The sequence below is a fragment of the Chryseobacterium sp. PTM-20240506 genome, from assembly GCF_048296755.1.
GTDB classification, from domain to species: domain Bacteria; phylum Bacteroidota; class Bacteroidia; order Flavobacteriales; family Weeksellaceae; genus Chryseobacterium; species Chryseobacterium proteolyticum.
In genome coordinates this window covers 3781352-3800234 of sequence record NZ_CP182581.1, presented here as the reverse complement: position 1 = coordinate 3800234, position 18883 = coordinate 3781352, and the positions used below count along the sequence as shown (strand labels likewise).

21 protein-coding genes are annotated in these 18883 nt (G+C 36.2%); 1 reads left to right on the top strand and 20 read right to left on the bottom strand.

The features are described from left to right. Positions 1 to 24: 24 nt before the first annotated feature. From ACNFU2_RS16935 to ACNFU2_RS16920, 4 genes are all read right to left on the bottom strand, one after another. Positions 25 to 642: a hypothetical protein gene (locus tag ACNFU2_RS16935; RefSeq protein WP_273650633.1), complete on the bottom strand. Its 618-nt coding sequence runs from the start codon at positions 640 to 642 to the stop codon at positions 25 to 27. 120 nt (positions 643 to 762) lie between these two features. Further along, entirely contained in the window at positions 763 to 1527 is a 765-nt protein-coding gene (locus ACNFU2_RS16930) for an enoyl-CoA hydratase/isomerase family protein (protein ID WP_172284276.1), read from the bottom strand. Between the two features lie 441 nt (positions 1528 to 1968). Then, positions 1969 to 2667 (bottom strand): SMUG2 DNA glycosylase family protein, encoded by a 699-nt coding sequence (locus ACNFU2_RS16925; RefSeq protein ID WP_172284662.1) that lies wholly within the window; start codon positions 2665 to 2667, stop codon positions 1969 to 1971. A gap of 2 nt (positions 2668 to 2669) precedes the next feature. Further along, positions 2670 to 3404, bottom strand: a complete 735-nt coding sequence (locus tag ACNFU2_RS16920; protein ID WP_273650632.1) for a DUF4241 domain-containing protein — start codon at positions 3402 to 3404, stop codon at positions 2670 to 2672. 187 nt (positions 3405 to 3591) lie between these two features. On the opposite strand from ACNFU2_RS16920, the gene ACNFU2_RS16915 reads away from it, so the two are divergent. Then, positions 3592 to 4299, top strand: a complete 708-nt coding sequence (locus ACNFU2_RS16915; RefSeq protein WP_273650631.1) for a CPBP family intramembrane glutamic endopeptidase — start codon at positions 3592 to 3594, stop codon at positions 4297 to 4299. Between the two features lie 18 nt (positions 4300 to 4317). Here the strand turns inward: ACNFU2_RS16915 and paaZ are convergent, their stop codons facing one another. The 16 genes from paaZ to ACNFU2_RS16835 all read right to left on the bottom strand — a co-directional run bounded on the left by paaZ (position 4318) and on the right by ACNFU2_RS16835 (position 18882). After that, positions 4318 to 6813 (bottom strand): phenylacetic acid degradation bifunctional protein PaaZ, encoded by a 2496-nt coding sequence (paaZ, locus tag ACNFU2_RS16910; RefSeq protein WP_273650630.1) that lies wholly within the window; start codon positions 6811 to 6813, stop codon positions 4318 to 4320. Positions 6814 to 6927: 114 nt separating this feature from the next. After that, entirely contained in the window at positions 6928 to 7755 is an 828-nt protein-coding gene (locus ACNFU2_RS16905; protein WP_273650629.1) for an alpha/beta hydrolase, read from the bottom strand. A 14-nt stretch (positions 7756 to 7769) separates the two neighbouring features. Next, a complete protein-coding gene (locus tag ACNFU2_RS16900; protein WP_172284286.1) occupies positions 7770 to 8366 on the bottom strand; it encodes a transferase hexapeptide repeat family protein in 597 nt (198 codons plus the stop codon). Positions 8367 to 8463: 97 nt separating this feature from the next. Next, positions 8464 to 9669 (bottom strand): 3-oxoadipyl-CoA thiolase, encoded by a 1206-nt coding sequence (pcaF, locus tag ACNFU2_RS16895; protein WP_273650628.1) that lies wholly within the window; start codon positions 9667 to 9669, stop codon positions 8464 to 8466. Between the two features lie 78 nt (positions 9670 to 9747). Continuing rightward, positions 9748 to 10161 carry a PaaI family thioesterase gene (locus tag ACNFU2_RS16890; RefSeq protein WP_172284290.1) on the bottom strand — a complete coding sequence of 138 codons (414 nt, stop codon included), beginning with the start codon at positions 10159 to 10161 and terminating at the stop codon, positions 9748 to 9750. 2 nt (positions 10162 to 10163) lie between these two features. Next, positions 10164 to 10460, bottom strand: a complete 297-nt coding sequence (locus tag ACNFU2_RS16885) for a hypothetical protein (protein ID WP_273650627.1) — start codon at positions 10458 to 10460, stop codon at positions 10164 to 10166. 22 nt (positions 10461 to 10482) lie between these two features. Beyond that, on the bottom strand, positions 10483 to 11616 hold the full coding sequence (locus ACNFU2_RS16880) for a 3-hydroxyacyl-CoA dehydrogenase NAD-binding domain-containing protein (RefSeq protein WP_418122397.1): 1134 nt from the start codon (positions 11614 to 11616) through the stop codon (positions 10483 to 10485). A gap of 44 nt (positions 11617 to 11660) precedes the next feature. After that, positions 11661 to 12011: a four helix bundle protein gene (locus ACNFU2_RS16875; RefSeq protein ID WP_172284295.1), complete on the bottom strand. Its 351-nt coding sequence runs from the start codon at positions 12009 to 12011 to the stop codon at positions 11661 to 11663. A 35-nt stretch (positions 12012 to 12046) separates the two neighbouring features. Then, positions 12047 to 12847: an enoyl-CoA hydratase/isomerase family protein gene (locus ACNFU2_RS16870; protein ID WP_172284297.1), complete on the bottom strand. Its 801-nt coding sequence runs from the start codon at positions 12845 to 12847 to the stop codon at positions 12047 to 12049. A 141-nt stretch (positions 12848 to 12988) separates the two neighbouring features. Further along, a complete protein-coding gene (gene paaD, locus ACNFU2_RS16865; protein ID WP_273650625.1) occupies positions 12989 to 13453 on the bottom strand; it encodes a 1,2-phenylacetyl-CoA epoxidase subunit PaaD in 465 nt (154 codons plus the stop codon). An 89-nt stretch (positions 13454 to 13542) separates the two neighbouring features. Further along, positions 13543 to 14304, bottom strand: a complete 762-nt coding sequence (gene paaC, locus ACNFU2_RS16860) for a 1,2-phenylacetyl-CoA epoxidase subunit PaaC (protein ID WP_306615073.1) — start codon at positions 14302 to 14304, stop codon at positions 13543 to 13545. 73 nt (positions 14305 to 14377) lie between these two features. Then, positions 14378 to 14659, bottom strand: a complete 282-nt coding sequence (paaB, locus tag ACNFU2_RS16855; protein ID WP_172284303.1) for a 1,2-phenylacetyl-CoA epoxidase subunit PaaB — start codon at positions 14657 to 14659, stop codon at positions 14378 to 14380. Positions 14660 to 14739: 80 nt separating this feature from the next. Next, positions 14740 to 15678, bottom strand: coding sequence for a 1,2-phenylacetyl-CoA epoxidase subunit PaaA (paaA, locus tag ACNFU2_RS16850; protein WP_172284304.1), 939 nt, complete (start codon positions 15676 to 15678; stop codon positions 14740 to 14742). A 76-nt stretch (positions 15679 to 15754) separates the two neighbouring features. Next, positions 15755 to 16840: a 2Fe-2S iron-sulfur cluster-binding protein gene (locus ACNFU2_RS16845; RefSeq protein ID WP_172284305.1), complete on the bottom strand. Its 1086-nt coding sequence runs from the start codon at positions 16838 to 16840 to the stop codon at positions 15755 to 15757. Beyond that, positions 16837 to 18156 (bottom strand): phenylacetate--CoA ligase family protein, encoded by a 1320-nt coding sequence (locus ACNFU2_RS16840; RefSeq protein WP_172284306.1) that lies wholly within the window; start codon positions 18154 to 18156, stop codon positions 16837 to 16839. The genes ACNFU2_RS16845 and ACNFU2_RS16840 overlap by 4 nt, the downstream gene beginning before the upstream one ends. Before the next feature lie 114 nt (positions 18157 to 18270). Next, entirely contained in the window at positions 18271 to 18882 is a 612-nt protein-coding gene (locus ACNFU2_RS16835) for a TetR/AcrR family transcriptional regulator (RefSeq protein WP_228457057.1), read from the bottom strand. Position 18883: the final 1 nt, after the last annotated feature.

The following is an 18883-nucleotide window of genomic DNA, read 5'->3' as shown; positions in this document are numbered from 1 at the left end:
TTTTAGAGCTGCAAATTTAAATCATTATTTATATTTTTTATGCATGATGAGGCCATACACTATATGTAAAAAACCAAATCCCAGCGTCCATGCTACTAATCCCCATCCTAGAAAGAAAAGGGAAACCAACCCTAGTATAATCTGGCAATAGCCCAGATATTTGACATCAGTTAAAGTATATCTCTCAGCATTCACCAGTGCTAAACCGTAAAAAATTAATGTCGCTGGGGCAATCAATGGAAAAAGGTGATGATATAAAAGACCAAGACATACCACGCCTCCTGTTATTAATGGAACAGAAAACGTTAATAGCAGACGTTTTGTCGTAGCATCCCATATTTTCAATCCTTGCTTTCTGCTTTTATTCGCTGTAAAAAAGTATCCGCTCAGTACCGCAACAAATAAGATCAAAGTTCCTATAATCACTAATTCTCTCACTAAAGAAGGATTGTAGATATTTCGATCACCATCAAAATAATCGATTCCTTCTCTCTGAAAAACAAAATACACATACACTGCACCTGCAATGGCAGCAAGTCCGGCAAAAACACCAGACAATCCACTCAATGAAATAAATCTGGAAGATCGTTCCATCATAGACCGGATGTGGGATAGATCTTCGTGGTAGTTTTTTGAATCCATATAAAGAACTTTGAAATACAAAGTTAAATATTTTTCTGAAACTTAAAAATATTTCGAAGATTATTTAAATAAAAAAACCGCTGATTATTTCAACGGTTTTTTTATTTATGAAGTAAGCCTTTACTTAACTCTTAATTTTTCTTTAATAGACTCAATATTTTTCTTTGCAGATTCTTCCAGGATGAGACTAGCACTCATATGAATCCTTTCCGGCATTAATTCATTGAAGTGTTCTGTTCCTTCCCATGATACCTTTTTAATAAGTGCAAGAGCATCACTGCTTCTGGAAGCTAATATCTGTAGAAATTTATCCAGTTTAGCATCCATTTCTTCGATATTTTCTGAAACAGAATGATAAACATTATGTTGTTCAGCCCATTCAGCAGATCTGAAATCGGCATCAATCGCCATTGCAGAGAATTGTGATTTTCCTATTTTCCTTTCAACATACGGGCCTATTACAAAAGGACCAATACCTAAATTAATTTCAGTCAAAGCCAAGGCAGAATCCTTTGTTGCAAAACAATAATCAGCTCCACAGGCAATACCTACTCCTCCACCTGTCGTTTTTCCCTGAACTCTTACCACAACTATTTTACCACAATTTCTCATCGCATTCAGTACCTTAGCAAATCCTCCAAAAAACCTTGTAGATGCATCTAATTCTTCAATAGCAAGAAGTTCATCAAAACTGGCACCGGCACAAAAAGCTTTTTCACCACTGCTTTTTACAAGAATAGCTTTTACTTCATCTTTTGCACCTTCATCTAAGATCGTTTGTGCTAATTTTTCCAGAATCGCTCCAGGAAGTGAGTTACTTTTAGGGGTCCCAAAGGTGATTTCTGCGATATTGTTTTTAAGTTCTGAGACTACAAATTCGTTCATTTTAATTTAAATTGGATTCTTACAAAAATACGAATTACAGCCTGTTAACGAAAATTTAACCACAACAAATTGACCTGCAAAATAGTGATCAGCATGTCATTCTATTTTAAGCCTATTACGTAGAAATACGGATGCATCAATTTGGTACTTTCTACTCTACTTTCGGGTCCCATTATTATTGTTCCTTTGAGATACTAAATATGCTGCTTTTTTCCTGCTACAGTGCCAGCTCTTAAAAAGCACAGAAATTAAAAAAGGAGTAAATGAAAAAGATATCTCTAAGTTCCCTGCAAGAGCATATCTAATTAAAATTCCTTTGGGATCAAATAAGATCATAAAGAAATAGCTTACGACGATAAAAACTAATAACCGTGAAAATAATATCATAAGCTATCATTGTACCGTGAAAGATTCTACTGCACAAATGGAAAATCCCTTGAGCTATTCAAGGGATTTGTTTTTTAATGCAAGTATATATTTATCAATATAGCTTTGCTTTTCTTTTAGTTTATATTGCTGTATATATCTGGGATGTTCAAGAATGGTCATTTTTTCAAAGAGATTTGCTTCTTTATTCAGTTTTGAGATAAAATCTGCATTCTTCTTTCCTAAAACAAATACTTCTGAAGTATCAAGATTTAAACTGATATGCTTTTTTAAGGATTCAATCATAAAATCTTTAACATCAGAAAATAGCTCCTTATCATCATAGTAATTGGCATTAAGCCAGCCATTTCCGGATCGTTTTACGATTGCTAAGGGAAAAGGAGAGTTTATATAAAAATCTTTGTAAAATTCAGTGGCTCCTCCATACTGTTCGATCATATCATACATGAAAACAGATGAAACCTCATGCGTACGTGCAGATTGCATTGCTATCCCACAAACACTTTCAAGTCGTTTTGTATCTGTAAATGGTACTCCAGTTACACCAGCTCCATGTCTGCTGGGATTAATTCCTACCATAAACTTTCTTTGTATGGAATCATTATAATACTTTTTATAAAACTGTTCCATAACAGCCATCGTTTCCGGATTGTCAAAATATGGATTCAACACCTCAAAATTATGTGGCAGCTTACCGTTATAATTAAGGTTTCTATTAAAGTCAATAACTTTATCAGCAAAACTAGCTCCCATCATTAGCAATCTTCTTCATCCTCCTGCTCTTCGGAAAGGGCCAGTTCAATGTCAATAAACTGAATATATAACCCGCATACCTGATTATCTTCGTCGTAAGCAAAGTATACAGGATAAGCGCCATCACCGAACCCACTGGCAAACATCGGAATTTGATAAGATGTACCTGGTATTGTCCAATTGATCCAATCCCCTAACTCCCTCTGGTTTTTGGGGTTGTTTTTATAACTCTGAGCAAAGATATCGGCAAAATAATCATCGTAAATGTTACCCACATTTTTTTGGGTAAGGAACTTATCGAAATAAGGCAATACCTCCGCATCAGTAATACAAGCAAGACCAGCGTCTACAGAAAATCCAAAATATTCTCCTTCTCCCACTCCTTCCAGTTCTTCATGTCCTATTAAAGCCTCACGATAAATTACAGGCCTTTTATCCGTAAATGAAACTTTTACCGCTGCATAGCGATTCCCCCAATCTTCAGATTTTACTACTGCTATTTGTACCGGAAAATTTCCTTTCGGAGAGTTAATAAAGTAAGGTTTTTCTGCTGCATTCAAATAGACCAAAGGATCTCTTACTATTACTTTTCCAGAAGGCATAGAAACATTTCCAACATGTATTACTTCCATTTTTTTTCCGAAAATCTCGTCTGAAGTAAAATAAGCTTCTAAATCTGTAGGACAAACCAGAAGGTCTTTCATTTCATCCCATTTTTGTAGCCAGCTTTCATTCATGATATTATTTTTTATCAATTCATTTAAAAATTAAAATTACTATTTATTTAATCCGGATCAAATGAAGACGGACTTTGAAAAACAAAAATATATACAAAATACTATTACCTACTGATTTTCAATTATTTTAATTATTTTAGTCATCGAACTTATCGTGCTGAAAATACGATATAAAAACTATTTACCCATGATCGGAATTCTTGCTGAACTTATTATTTCAGGGCTCTTGCTATGGTATATCGATAAAAAAACACTTTTTGTTTTAGGATTTAAACCCACCAGAAATAGAATTATGAACTGGACAACAGGCTTCCTGTTAGCAGCATTGGTGTGCTTACTTTATCATGTAATGAATAAGACTTTCAGCGATAACAGCTGGATATTAAATAAACATATGACCTTACAGACAATATTCACCAGCGTCTGGTGGACTTTAAGATCAGTCATATTTGAGGAACTCATTTTTAGGGGAGCATTACTTTACTTAGCCATTGAAAAATTGGGAATTAAGATCGCCTGTTATCTTTCTGCCATTTGCTTTGGTGTCTACCATTTGTTTTCTTATAATGCATTTGGAAACCCTATTCAAATGGTGATTATTTTTTTTATGACCGGAATATTTGGATTGATGCTTGCATTTGCATTTGCAAAAACAAAATCACTTTATCTTCCTTTTGGACTTCACCTGGGATGGAATATCTTTAATATTGTTATTTTCTCAAACGGACCTCTGGGACAACAGGTTTTGATTAAAGCCAATGAGCATAAGCCTGAAGGTCTCATCTCACTTTTTATATTTCTATTTCAAATCTTTGCACTTCCCATTTTGGTTTACTGGTATCTGAGATATCTAAAAAAACAAGACATCAGTACCCAAAAAAAGGAAGCTTTATAAAGCTTCCTTTTAATATTATCAGATCAATCCAAATTGTTCAAAATGATGAGTAAAATGCTTCCTATGCATCAATTCCCACATTTCTTTATTTAGTTTTCCGAACACAAAATTCAGATGTTCTGCTTGAGGATTTTCTTTGTAATAAATTGAAAATCTTTTCAGGTTTTCTATGAATGATTCTTTTGCCGCATCAAAATTTTTATGTCTTAATTCCAACAGCTTTTCATCTTCAGCCAAGTAAGGTGCCGGGAAATCCTTAGGCATTTTCCTGTGATTGTAAAGGGAATCCTGCCATTTTTCGAGCTGTTCTTCAGGAGTAAAGCATTTTTCAGCTTCAGGTTCTCCCATACTTACCAAAACGCCATGCTCAAGATGCTCAATCATTTGTTGTGGAGACATATTACCCCAGCTTGGTTTTGTACTTTGGGTCAGGCCTCCTAAAATTTTCTGAATATTTTTAATATTAAGATCAACAAAAGGAGATTTTTTTGCAACTAAAGTTAAAATAGTAGCCACACAAACCACCTCATCTCTTTGATTAATTACTTCCACTAACCATTTAACGACTCCCGATGGAATATTTCTTCCTTTGACTCCCCTGTTTATTTTTTCTTTAGCTGTCAAATAAACAGTAATTGTATCTCCAGCATATACCGGTTTAAAGAAGCTGCAATTTTCCAGACCATAGTTTGCTATTACCGGTCCTTTTTTACCTGATACAAATAGTCCGGCAGCAGCAGAAAGGATAAAGTATCCGTGAGCAACCGTCTTATCAAAAATAGTTCCCGTTAAGCTTGTAGCATCTGTATGTGCATAGAAGTGATCCCACGAAACATTGGAGAAATTCACAATATCTGCATCGGTAACTGTTCGTCCTGCTGTTTCCAGAGAATCTCCAACTTCAACATCTTCAAAGTATTTTTGAAATGGATGCTTATCTGCATATTTTTTCTCTGCCCCTTGTTGGTAAATTTTGGTGATTGCCGTCAAAATATCAGGTGACCCTTGAATAGCTGTTTTTTGTAAAAAGAAATGCAGCCCGTTTAATCCTCCCATTTCTTCTCCTCCACCTGCTCTTCCCGGTCCTCCGTGCATCAATGTAGGAAGTGGGGAACCATGTCCTGTACTCTCTTTAGCATTATCTCTGTTCAGTACATAGATTCTTCCATGTTGCGATGCCATTTTCCAAGAAGTTTCAGCTACAAATTGATCATCGTGGGAAACAATTGATCCTACTAAACTTCCTTTCCCCCTTTTCGCGAGTGCTGCGGCTTCTTCCGCATCTTTGTAAGGCATCATAGTAGAAACCGGACCAAAAGCTTCTACATCATGAGAAATATTTTTCTCGAAAGGCTTATCGTTCAGGAATAATTTAGGACTCATGAATGATCCTTTTTCATAGTCTGCATCTACAAGCTCATGTTTACCATCATAAACAAGTTCTGTTTCAGTTTTCAGAATATCTACTTTTCGGAGAACCTCATCATACTGTTGCTTTCCTACCAATGATCCCATTCTGGTTTCACGGCTTAGAGGATTTCCTATTTTAGTTTGATCCAATGCTGTTGCCAATGCATGCTGTACATCACCGATAAGGTGTTCCGGTACAATTATTCTTCTTATAGCGGTACATTTCTGGCCAGCTTTTGTTGTCATTTCATTACGAACCTCTTTGATGAATAAATCAAATTCCGGAGTTCCTGGTTTTGCATCCAGTCCCAGGATAGAACAATTCAACGAATCTGCTTCCATATTGAAACGAACTGCATTACCTGCCACGGAAGGCAATGATTTCAGTTTTCTTCCTGTATTCGCAGAACCCGTAAACAATACGGAATCTCCATCCTGAACATAATCAAGAATATTTCCGGGTTCGCCACAAACCAACTGTACAGCACCTTCCGGAAGAAAACCACTTTCAATCATGTCCTGGAATACCGCATTGGTAAGATAAGATCCAAAAGGTGACGGCTTTACAATGGACGGAACACCTGCCAACAATGAAGTAGAAAGCTTTTCCAGCATTCCCCATACCGGAAAGTTATACGCATTGATTTGTATAGATACTCCTTCACTTGGAGTAAGGATATGAGTTCCTAAATGAGTTCCGTTCGCTGAAATTTTCTGTGTATCTCCATCTACCCAGAATGGAGTATTAGGCAACATTCTTTTTGCCAACCCCGAGTAGGTAAAGAAAGTCCCAAAACCTCCTTCAATATCCACCCAGGAATCCACATGGGTAGCTCCAGTTTTATAGGATAACTCGTAGTATTTTTTCTTTCTTTCCAGCAGGTAAAGCGCCACTTTTTTCAACATTTCTCCACGGTCATAGAAAGTCATTGAAGAAAGATTTTTATATCCTACAGTTCTTCCATAATCAAGAGCCTGTTCAAAATTAAGGCCTTCAGTATCGGAAACAGCTACCTGCTCTCCTGTAACGGCATTGTACAAAGGAACCCCGTTTCCGGTCCCTTCTATCCATTGTCCGTAGATATAGTTTTTTAACTTTTCCATATAGTTTTTTACTTTTTACTTAAATTAATTAGTGAGCCCTAAGGTATTCACAGTAATGACCAAATTACTATTACGATCTAATTTTTTTAGGAACACCGATCAAGTGAAACTGATTTACTTCGGTTCCTGGTAAGGAAACATTTTCACCAATCCTTCATATAAACTTCTGTGAAGAATAGTAGCATGATTGTCTGTTTCCATCATTTTATATTCTAATGTCCAGTTTTTCTTTCCGGCTTTTTTCAAAACATCGTAGAAAGTCTCCGCATCTTTTATCATTACAGGATGTTCACCTTTTCCAACAGACAGATAAACAAACTTTTTAGTATCCGGAGATTTTGAAAGTAATTGAGATGCTTGCTTTAAAAGACTTTCATCATCCCACCATAAACTTGGACTGATAATAAAATAGTTATTGAACATTTCCGGCTTTTTCAAAAGAATTTCCGTTGCTAAAAGTCCGCCCAGAGACTGGCCAAAAAGGTATTTTTCCGTAGTTTTAAACTGGCTTTCAACATAGGGTTTTAGCTCTTTTTCCATAAATGTAATAAACTGATCAGAATGCCCTGTGGTAGGATAGTCTTTCTGCAAGTCTTTTAAATCTGTATGAAAAGTAAAATCTCTTTTTCTATCTACATTAGCAACTCCCACTACAATGGTTTCCGGCATGGAATACATCTGATTAAAGAATTGTACTAATCCCGTCACGTGAATAAAATCTTCATTTATGCTTCCATCCAACAGATAGATTACCGGATATGATTTTGTTTTGTCATATCCTTGTGGAAGATAAATATTCAATATCCTGTCTTCATTTAAGGTTTTAGACTTAATCGTCCTCACTTCTCCAATTGTAAGCGGTTTTGTAGCAACAGTTTGTGCTGACAACACACTATTCATCGTCAACATCATGCTGCATACAAGTGCAATTTTTTTAATCATATTTAATTGTATGGTTATTGTTTTATATCATCCCAGATACTGTAATCCACAATTTTCGTTGGAATCTGCTGGACATATTCTGTAAAAGGCTCACAAGGCAGAATAGCTTCTTTTCCCTCTCTTGCCAGTTCCTGATATAACTTTGTCCCTTCTGTTTTCCAATGAATCATTTCATCGGAAACATCACGAATGATTTTTGCAGGACTTCCTACAACCAGTTTCCTGGGTTCACATCTGAAATTCGCCGGTACAAAAGCCAATGCTCCGACAATACTTTCATCGCCAATATAAGCTTTGTCCATTACCACAGCGTTCATTCCGATCAGACAGTTTTTGCCGATGTGTCCGGAGTGAATAATAGCTCCATGTCCGATATGTGCAGATTCTTCTAATATCGTTTCTATATTGGGAAAAACATGCAGGGTACAGTTCTCCTGCACATTAGCTCCATCCTTGATGATAATTTTCCCCCAGTCCCCACGGATTACCGCATTGGGACCGATATATACTTCTTCACCTATTTCTACATTCCCGATAATGACTGCCTGCGGATGAATGTAAGCAGAAGGTTTTATAATGGGACGAATCCCGTGGTATGAATAGATATTCATCTTTTTTTAATTTGAAAATCTGAGAATGCGATAATTTGAAAATTAGAAATGTCTTTAAGCATTTTCAAATTCTCAAATTAACTCACTTCCAAATTAATTATACTTTTTCAATTACCATCGCATATCCTTGTCCTACACCTATACAAAGGGTACACAACGCATATTTCTTATCCTGTTTATGAAGCTCCATTGCTGCAGAACCTACGATTCTTGCTCCTGAAACTCCCAGTGGATGGCCTATTGCAATGGCACCTCCATTTGGATTTACTCTTTCATCATCATCTTTCAACCCTAAACTTCTAGTTACGGCCAGTGCCTGTGCTGCAAATGCTTCATTCAACTCGATGATATCCATATCTTCAAGAGAAAGGTTTAATCTTTTCAGTAGTTTTTGAGTTGCTTCTACCGGTCCTATTCCCATGATTCTTGGTTCAACACCTGCTACTGCGGATCCTAAAATCTTTGCTTTTGGCTTAAGACCATACTTTTTAACCGCTTCTTCACTCGCTAAAATTAAAGCAGCAGCTCCGTCATTCATTCCCGAAGCGTTTCCTGCTGTAACTGTTCCTTCTTTTCTGAAAGCCGGACGAAGTTTTGCCAATCCCTCCATAGATGAAGAAGGTTTAATAAATTCGTCTTTTTCGAAAATGATTGGATCACCTTTTCTCTGAGGAATTTCAACTTTTACAATTTCTTCTGCCAGTCTTCCGCTTTCCTGAGCTCTTGTTGCTTTCTGCTGAGACCAAAGGGCAAATTTATCCTGATCTTCTCTATTGATCTGATGTATATCTGCTAAATTTTCGGCAGTTTCTCCCATTCCATCAACACCATACAGTTCTTTCATTTTAGGGTTGATAAAACGCCATCCGAAAGTAGTATCAAACATCTGGCTGTCTCTTCCGAAAGCAGCACTTGGTTTTGACATCACATACGGTGAACGGGTCATATGCTCTACTCCTCCTGCAATATAAATTTCTCCTTCTCCAGCAGCTATTGAACGAAAAGCGTTTGCCACGGCGGACATTCCGGAAGCGCATAGTCTGTTGACAGTTTCTCCTCCGATTTTATAAGGAAGACCAGCCAGTAAAAGACCCATCCTTGCAACATTTCTATTATCTTCACCCGCCTGATTAGCACACCCGAAAATAACGTCTTCAATTTCTTCTACCGGAACTTCGGGATTTCTTGCAACAATTTCTTTGATAACAATTGATGCCAAATCATCAGCTCTTACTTCTGATAATCCTCCCTGTAATTTTGAAATAGGAGTTCTGATATAATCTACAATGTATACGTTGTTCATTTTTTATTTAGATTTTGAGATACCAGACAAAAAGATTTCACTCGTTTTTAATCAGATATCTGAGTCTTATGTCTGATTTTATAATTCTGTTACTTTTTTTCCGATCTTATATACTGTTCCTACAAATTTTGCAATAAGCTCTTCATTTTGATTGGTGATCTGAATATCATAAACAGCAGTTTTCCGGGTATCGTTAACCAGCTTACTTTCTGCCCTAAAGATATCACCCTCTTTTCCTGCTTTAGTAAAATTGATGATACAATTTAACGCAACTGCAGCGTCCCCGGAATTATTTGATGAAAAGGCCAGTGCAGAATCTGCAAAAGCAAACGTCACCCCTCCATGGACCGTCTTAAGTCCGTTAATCATATCTTTTTTAATAGGCATTTCTATTAGACAATAATTTTCTTTCACCTCAATCATTCTGATATTCATCCATTGGGAAAAATAATCCTGACCGAGCATATAATCTGCAATTTGTTTTGGATTCATTTTTAGTTTATACTTGTTATTTCTTCATATAATTCTTCAACCAATACATCATAAATCCCCATAGTTTTACCTAGAATCATATGTTCATATGAAAAGTCTTCGGAAGGATACGAAGCATTCAGATCGAAATTATTTTCATCAGCTATCCTCTTGATCGCCTCCTTATATTTATCATTAAATTTCCCCAGCAATTCCAACCTTTCCTGATCATCTTTGATCAAAGAACATTCCCGGACCAGGTATTCTTTTTCCATCAAAAGCCTCTGCTTTAATTCTGCTCCGAAAATATCTAAATCCATTATAATAGTTTTATCCTTCAAATTAAGCAAGCTTATTTAATAAAGGGCTTTGTCGGTATCTTTCTTCCTGATATTCGTTATAAAGGTTCTGCAGGGTTTCCGAGATTTTTGTATATCCTATTTCTCTCCCCCAGCTTAATAAACCTTTCGGATAGTTGACTCCTTTTTGCATTGCCAGCTCGATGTCTTCATCATTCGCTACACCTAATCTTTTAGCTTCTACAGCTTCATTGATCAGCATGGAGATGATTCTTAAGAAGATCTGCTCATACAACGCATCATCTTTTCGAGCAATCGGTTTCTGAACTCCTTCACTATAATCAAAAAAACCTTTTCCGGTCTTTCTTCCATGAAGTTTTGCTTCAGACATACGTTGCTGTAACAAGGAAGGTTTATATTTCGGATCATTAAAATAATCCTTATAAACAGTTGTTGTAACTGAAAAATTAACATCAACTCCAATGAGATCCATTAATTCAAAAGGTCCCATTTTAAAGTTTCCTAAGGTCCTCATGGCATCGTCTACCTGCTCTGGTGTAGCAATATTTTCTTCAACGATTCTCAATCCTTCACTATAGAAAGGACGTGCAATTCTGTTAACAATAAATCCTGGAATATCTTTAGCAATAACCGGAACCTTTCCCCAATCTTTCATGAGGTGATACATTTTCTCTGCTAAAGACTTCTCTGTTAATAACGAAGGAATAATTTCAACTAAAGGCATCAGAGGTGCAGGGTTGAAAAAGTGGATTCCAATAAAACGTTCAGGATATTTCAATTCTGCGCCAAGAGATGTGATAGAAATGGACGATGTATTGGAACCTATAATACAGTTTTCGGAAACATGATTTTCCAGTTCTGCGAAAACTTTAGTTTTAATTTCTTTGTTTTCAATGATTGCTTCAATGACTAATTCACAGTCTTTGAAATCTTTCAGTTCTGTAGCGATAGAGACATTAGCCAGAATTTCGGTCATTTTTTCAGCTGAAATCTTCTGTTTATCTACTAGTTTGGTTAATGTTTTTTCCAAACCTAGCGTTGCCGTTTCTACCTGTTTTGAGTTGGCATCATATACCCAAACTTTACAGCTATTTGTTGCTGCTACTTGTGCGATGCCTATTCCCATAGTTCCGGCACCGATAATTCCTACATTCATATTTTAAATTTGAAAATTTGAAAATGAGCTAATTTGAAAATTACTTAAGCTTTTGAACTTGAAATAATTTTAGATAAGATTAACACAATCTCTTTTAAATCTGATCGTATTTTTTCATCCGGAGATTTTAAATATTGAGATTGAGAACATAACAAGAGCCAATACTCTGTTTCTTCAGCTTCTTTAGCAGCGATTTTTAATTTATGAATAAAATCGGCCTTGCTTTCTGCATTTTGAGCTTCTCTAACATTAGCCCCAATTGAAGTTCCTGATTTAAAAATCTGGTTTGCCAATGGAAATCTGTTAGCCTTATATAGTTCTTCAGAAAATTCAATAATGTTCAATGCAAAGTCAAAAGTCTTATTTACAATGATATTTTCTTTGTCATCTCTCATTTTCAAATTTTCAAATTAGCCCATTCTCAAATTAATTATCTTCCCTTATAATCAGGTTTTCTTTTTTGTAAAAAGGCGTTTACACCTTCTATGAAATCTTCTGTTTCTGCAGCTTCCTGTTGCAGGTCGCCTTCTAACTCCAGTTGCTCTTTGAGTGTATTGTTGTACGACTGAGCAAATGCTTTTTTAGTAAGTTTTATAGCAGCGGTAGGCATATTGGCCATTTTCTCCAGAATTTCCATTGATTTTGGAATAAATTCCTCTTCGTTGAAAACTTCAGCTACCAAACCGTAAGCTTTTGACTCTTCTGCTGACAATCTTTTTCCTGTAAATGCAAGGTAATTGGCTAATTGTCTTCCCAATAGTTTTGGAAGGAAATAAGTTCCTCCCGTATCAGGGATCAACCCGATATTTGAAAAAGCCTGTGCAAAATAAGATTTGTCAACTGCTAATACGAAATCACAGATCAAGGCAAGCATGGCACCTGCTCCAACTGCCGGGCCATTTACCAGTGCAACCACAGGTTTTCTGCAATGTGTGATTTCTGTAACCAATGGATTGTAATAATCCACTACTATTTTTCTAATGATATCATGATCATGGTGTTCATTTCCCTGTACAAAAGCATCATCTAAATTCTGTCCTGAGCAAAATGCTCTTCCTCTTCCGGAAATCGCCACACATCTTACCGTTTCATCTTCATTACAGGATTTTATAAAATCTTTCAAATCTGCCAAAGAAGGTTTTGTTAATGCGTTTAATGATTCAGGTTGATTCAGGTAGGCAATTTTGAGTTTTCCATCAAAATGAGTCTCGATATCAAGTTGTGTATACATAGTTTTTAAATTTATTATTTAACAATGCTCTAATTTAACAATATAAATTAATGTAACCATCTACCAGCTTAGTAATCCGGCAGTAGCTTCGTTATGCTTTACATAGCCATATGCCTTAAATATAACAAGTACATTAATTTATCAATGGCATTTAAAATAATCAAAAGGTTCTAAACAGTCCAGACATTGGTATGATGCTTTGCATAATGTAGATCCAAATCTGCTGATCTGCTTAGAATGCATAGAACCACAGCGTGGACATTTTTTAGGTTTCCCTATATGGTGCTCATCTGCCCCTTTCTCCGGAGGAGTAATTCCATATTCACGGAGTTTTTCTCTTGCTTCATCTGTTAGCCAATCCGTTGTCCAAATTGGAAACATTTTGGTAACAACCTTTGCATCCCACCCGTTTTCCTTCATGATTTTCATGATATCTTCCTCAATGGTAAACATAGCGGGGCACGCAGAATAAGTAGGCGTAATTATTACCTCGCAAGAACTCTCGCTGGTAGCTTTTGCCTCTCTTACAATACCTAATTCCACAATATTGATTACCGGAATTTCCGGATCAGGAACCTGGGATAATATGTTTAATAATTGGTTCATTACTTATTAATCATTTGCCTATTTGAAAATCCATTATAAAATTGTTTAATTTTTAAATGGGGGTATATTTTCAAATAAATCTTATTTTACTACCAGGTACACCCCGGATATGCTCTCTGCATATATTGTAATTCACAAAGAATATATCCGAAATACTCGGTATGGTAACCTGTTCTTGACTTTGGCTGCATAAAATGATCCGTTGGATATTCTAGTCCAAAATCAGCAAAATCTTTTTCTGTAACAGCAATAAACTGCTCATAAAGGGCATCAACATCAGGTACAATATTAAGAGTGATCAGATCATCTTCGCCTTCCACCTTTGCAAACAGACCTTTTGTGTATTCCCAGATATTTTCAATTGCTTTTATCAGACGTACTTTACTTTCTTCTGTTCCCTGTGCAAAAATTTTCATCCAGGATGAAGCATGAGTATAGTGATATTTAACCTCTTTTAAAGATTTTTGGGCAAGCGCGGATAAGTCTTCATCTGAAGAATTTGATAAAGCTTCATACATTAATTTCTGATAGATAGAAAAAACATACACTTTAAGAATTGTCTGGGCATAATCTTCATTAGGGAGCTCTACCCAATGAGCATTGATGTATTCATGTTCATATCTCAAAAATGCCAGATCATCCTCGCTTTTACCATTATCAGCTACTCTTGAAGCATACTGATAAAAGTTATTCGCTTGTCCAAGTTCATCAAGAGCAATGTTGGTCAATGCAATATCTTCTTCCAGATAAGGACCTTCACCGCACCACTCGGATAGTCCCTGCCCCATGATGAAACTATCATCCGCGAATTTTAATAAATAATTATATAATGGATTCATTTTTTGATGGATTTCAGATTCAGATTTCAGATTTCAGATATTTAATTTTCATATCTGAAGTCTCATATACTGAAGTCTTTATTAATTACATATTTTTTACATCATTAGGAATGTCATAGAAGGTTGGATGGCGGTATAATTTATCATCTGCCGGATCAAAAAATGATTCCTGATCCATACCTTCTGAACTTACAATATATTTGCTGGGAACAACCCAAACGCATGTTCCTTCTTTTCTCCTGGTATAAACGTCTCTTGCATTCTGAAGAGCCATTTCTGCGGTTGGTGCCTGCACTGTTCCTGCATGTTTGTGGGATAATCCCGGTTTAGTCTGAATAAACACTTCCCACATATCTAAATTTGCCATAGTCAATTATAAATTTGAAAATTTGAGAATTTGAAAATGTGTTAATTAATTTTCAATCAGTACATTTTCAAATCATCACCTTATATCACTTCTTTTTGTTGTTTCTCCGCAAAAGCTGCTGCAGCTTCTTTCACCCAAAGGTTTTCCTGCTGTGCCTTTACTTTAGTTTGTAATCTTTTCTTATTACATGGTCCGTTTCCTTTCAGAATGGTCATAAATTCATCCCATGGAAGTTCTCCAAAATCATAATGCCCCCTCTCCTCGTTCCACTTCAGATCTTTATCCGGAATCGTTAATCCTAAAAACTCAGCCTGGGAAACAGTAACGTCAATAAACCTTTGACGAAGGCTATCGTTACTTTCTCGTTTTACTCTATAGTTCATAGAGATCTTCGAATTTGGTGAGCTGTCATCATTAGGTCCAAACATCATCAGAGCCGGCCACCAAAAACGATCTAACGCTGCCTGAGCCATTTCTTTCTGTTGTTTTGTTCCTCGGCAAAGTGCCATTAAAATCTCATACCCTTGTCTCTGATGGAAAGATTCTTCCTTGCAGATTCTTACCATTGCTCTGGAATAAGGTCCGTAAGAGTTACCCATCAGCATTACCTGGTTCATAATTGCAGCGCCATCAACCAGCCAGCCAATAGCTCCAATATCTGCCCAGCTCAGTGTAGGATAATTAAAGATACTTGAGTATTTAGCCTTTCCTTCCAACATATCTTCATAAGTAGCATCTCTGTCTGCCCTGATTGTTCCGTTTCCTAAAGTTTCAGTTGCAGCATAAAGATATAACCCGTGCCCTGCCTCATCCTGAACCTTAGCCAAAAGAGCCATTTTTCTTCTCAAAGAAGGAGCTCTGGAAATCCAGTTAGCTTCCGGTAGCATTCCTACAATCTCGGAATGGGCATGTTGTGAAATCTGACGAACCAATAATTTCCTGTAATCATCAGGCATAATATCCTTGGGCTCTACTTTATTTTCTTCGTGAACGTATTGAACAAATTTTTCTAAGTCCATTTCTTTTGTCTTTTGTAAAATGTAAAACGTATTAATGTATTCATGAATACTTTTTACATTTAATCGTTAATACAATTTAAACATCATAATTAAGCATCACCACATTGGTTGTCGGGTGACATTGACATGTCAGAACGTAACCTCTGGCTACTTCTTCTTCGGTAAGTGCAAAGTTTTTTTCCATGAAGACTTCTCCTTCCAAAACCTCTGCTTTACACGTACAGCAAACCCCTCCTTTACAAGCAAAAGGAACAGGCAACTGATCTTTTAATGCTTTATCTAAGATACTCTCTTTTTTAGAATTAAGATGGAAGGAATATTCATCGTCGTCAATGATCACCGTTACCATACTTTCTATATTGGCGATAGCTTTGAATTCATCACTCATTTCCTCAGAATTTTCTTCATCCGGAGCTGTGAAATATTCAAATAAAACCTGAATAGCAGGTACCTTTTTTTCTTTTTTCAGATAATCAGCAATACCTTTGATCATTTCTGCAGGACCACAAATGAAATAGGTAGCTTCTTTAACATCTATATCGGTATATCTTTCAAATAAATGATTCAGTTTTTCCGGAGAGATTCTTCCTTCAAAAATAGGATCTTCATGCTTTTCACGACTTACCAGATATACTACATTCAGCCTTCCTTTGAAGTGCTCAACCAGTTTATCGATCTCCGCTTTCTTCATCACATGATTCATGCTTCTGTTGCTGTAAAATAAATATGCCTTACTATTAGGCTCCTGGTAAAGACTTTCCTTGATATTGGAAAGAACCGGACTGATTCCACTTCCTGCAGCCAGACCAACATATGTTTTGGTATTCGATGGGTGATAGGTGGTATTGAAACCTCCCATAGGTGGCATTACCTCAAGCACCTCATCCATATGAAGATGTTCATTAAAATATCCTGAAACCTTTCCACCTTCTAAAAGTTTGACCAATACTTCCAATGTATTGCTTTTTTCACTTGGAGCATTGCAGATAGAATAAGAACGTCTCTCCTCATTTCCGTCGATCATCATCCGGAAGTTAAGGTATTGCCCCTGCTTGAATCTGAATTTATCTTTTAGTTCATCAGGAATTTCCACTGCTACATTCACAGCTTCATCGGTATCTTTCTGAACTTTTACCGTTTTTAGTTTATAAAATGAATTCATTTTTTCTTTAGTATTCTATTAATTTTTCCACCTTCGCATTTAGGTAAGCTATCCTGAGTGTGGATTTTCACTTTTGTGGTTATTCCTACCCGTTTCTTTATTTCGTTTTCAATATTTTTTCCAAAATTTCCGACAAAAATAAGATAATCATCGGTATTTATTTCAAGTTGATGAGATTTAATAAAATCATTATCTATTTCCAGGTCAATGTCTAAAGCAACGCACATTTGCTCCTTTTCGATAGGTGTAAGATAGTAATTTGGTACGACTCCTTCTACATGTGAAAAAGCTTCTTCAATCTGGCTTGGATAAACATTTACCCCTCTTACAATCAGCATATCATCAGCTCTTCCGATAAGAGGTCTCATTTTTACCATCGTTCTTTTTCCACTCTCATCATAGTAAAGACTTGTAATGTCATTTGTCCAATATCTTAGAAGTGGCATCGCTTTTTTCGTCAAAGTGGTAATCACCAGTACGCCTTCTTCTCCAAATGGAACCGGTTGTTTTGTATTCGGATCCAAAATTTCGGGATAAAAATGATCTTCCCAGATATAGGAACCACCTTTTTCTTCGAAATCCTCCATCGATACTCCGGGTCCGATAATCTCACTTAATCCATAAATATTAGTCGCATGAACCCCCAGCCTCTCTTCAATGTGATGTCTGATGATTTCTGTCCATGGTTCAGAACCCAACACAGCATACTTTAAACTGATTTCATCAGCAGAAATTCCTCTTTTAGCAAATTCATCAGCTATTGTTAAAGCATACGAAGGTGAGCAACAAATTACTTCAGGCTTAAAATCCATTATCAAATCCACTTGTCTCGTTGTCATTCCCCCCGAAATAGGAAGAACACTCATTCCAAGCTTTTCAGCTCCATAATGCAGACCTAATCCGCCGGTAAAAATTCCATAACCGTATGCATTATGCAATTGCATCCCAGGTTGGGCTCCTGCTGCGTTCAAAGACCTTGCAACCACCTCGCTGAAAAGATCAACATCTTCCTTCGTGTATCCTACTACCGTTGGTTTTCCTGTAGTTCCACTTGAACAATGTATTCTCTGTAATTCATTCTTCGGAACCGTAAATAATCCAAATGGATAGTGATCCCGCAAATCCTGTTTATAAGTAATGGGTAATTTCGAAATATCTTCAATCGACCTTATTTCCTGAGGTGATATTCCCGCTTCATTAAATTTTCTTTTATAAAAATCTGATCTTTCCTCAAGATAACCTACAAGATCTACCAATCTTTTGGACTGGAGCTCCCTAAGCTGGTCGAGCTCTAAATATTCAACTGAAAAATCCATAAAACTAACTAACATTTGTTAGGTGTAAATTTAAAAAGATTTTGGAAGCTGACAAAATTTTTATGATTTTAATCATATTTTGAATGATTCTAAATAACCAGAACGGTAATTTTTTTATCTCTTTTGATTTCCAAGCAGTCCAAAGAGTATCTTATTCCTGATTTCATCAGTGATCTCTACATTTGATCCTGTGTTTCTTTTGAACCAGAAATAAGAATTATTGAGTGTATGAAGAATAAACCTTGTAGTAAAGGATGGGGATTTTAATTCCCAATTTTCGGCCTTATAGATCCCGGAAATTAATTGTTCGACTTCCTGTTGATATTTTTTCCTCAACTCAACAAATTCAGGAAGCCTTTCCTCAAGATGTTTCCATTCGTTGGAATAAATATGAGTAACATCGGGATTTTTGAGAACAACAGATAAGTGTTTATCAATAAATAAATTCAGCTTATCACTGGGTTTGATATCTGTGTTCAATACTTCCTGAAGCTCAACAAAGAAATCCTGAGCAATACCAAAGCAAATCCATTCAAGGATTTCTTCCTTAGAACGTATATGTGCATAGAGAGAGGCAGCTTTTATATTCAATTGAGTTGCCAGATCTCTTACAGAACTTCCCATATAGCCTTTCTCTTTGAAAAGCTGAACGGCTTCGTCTAATATTTTCTTTTGTTTTTCTTTAAGCTCCATCAGTAGATTGCAAAAGTAACTTTTTTGATCCAAA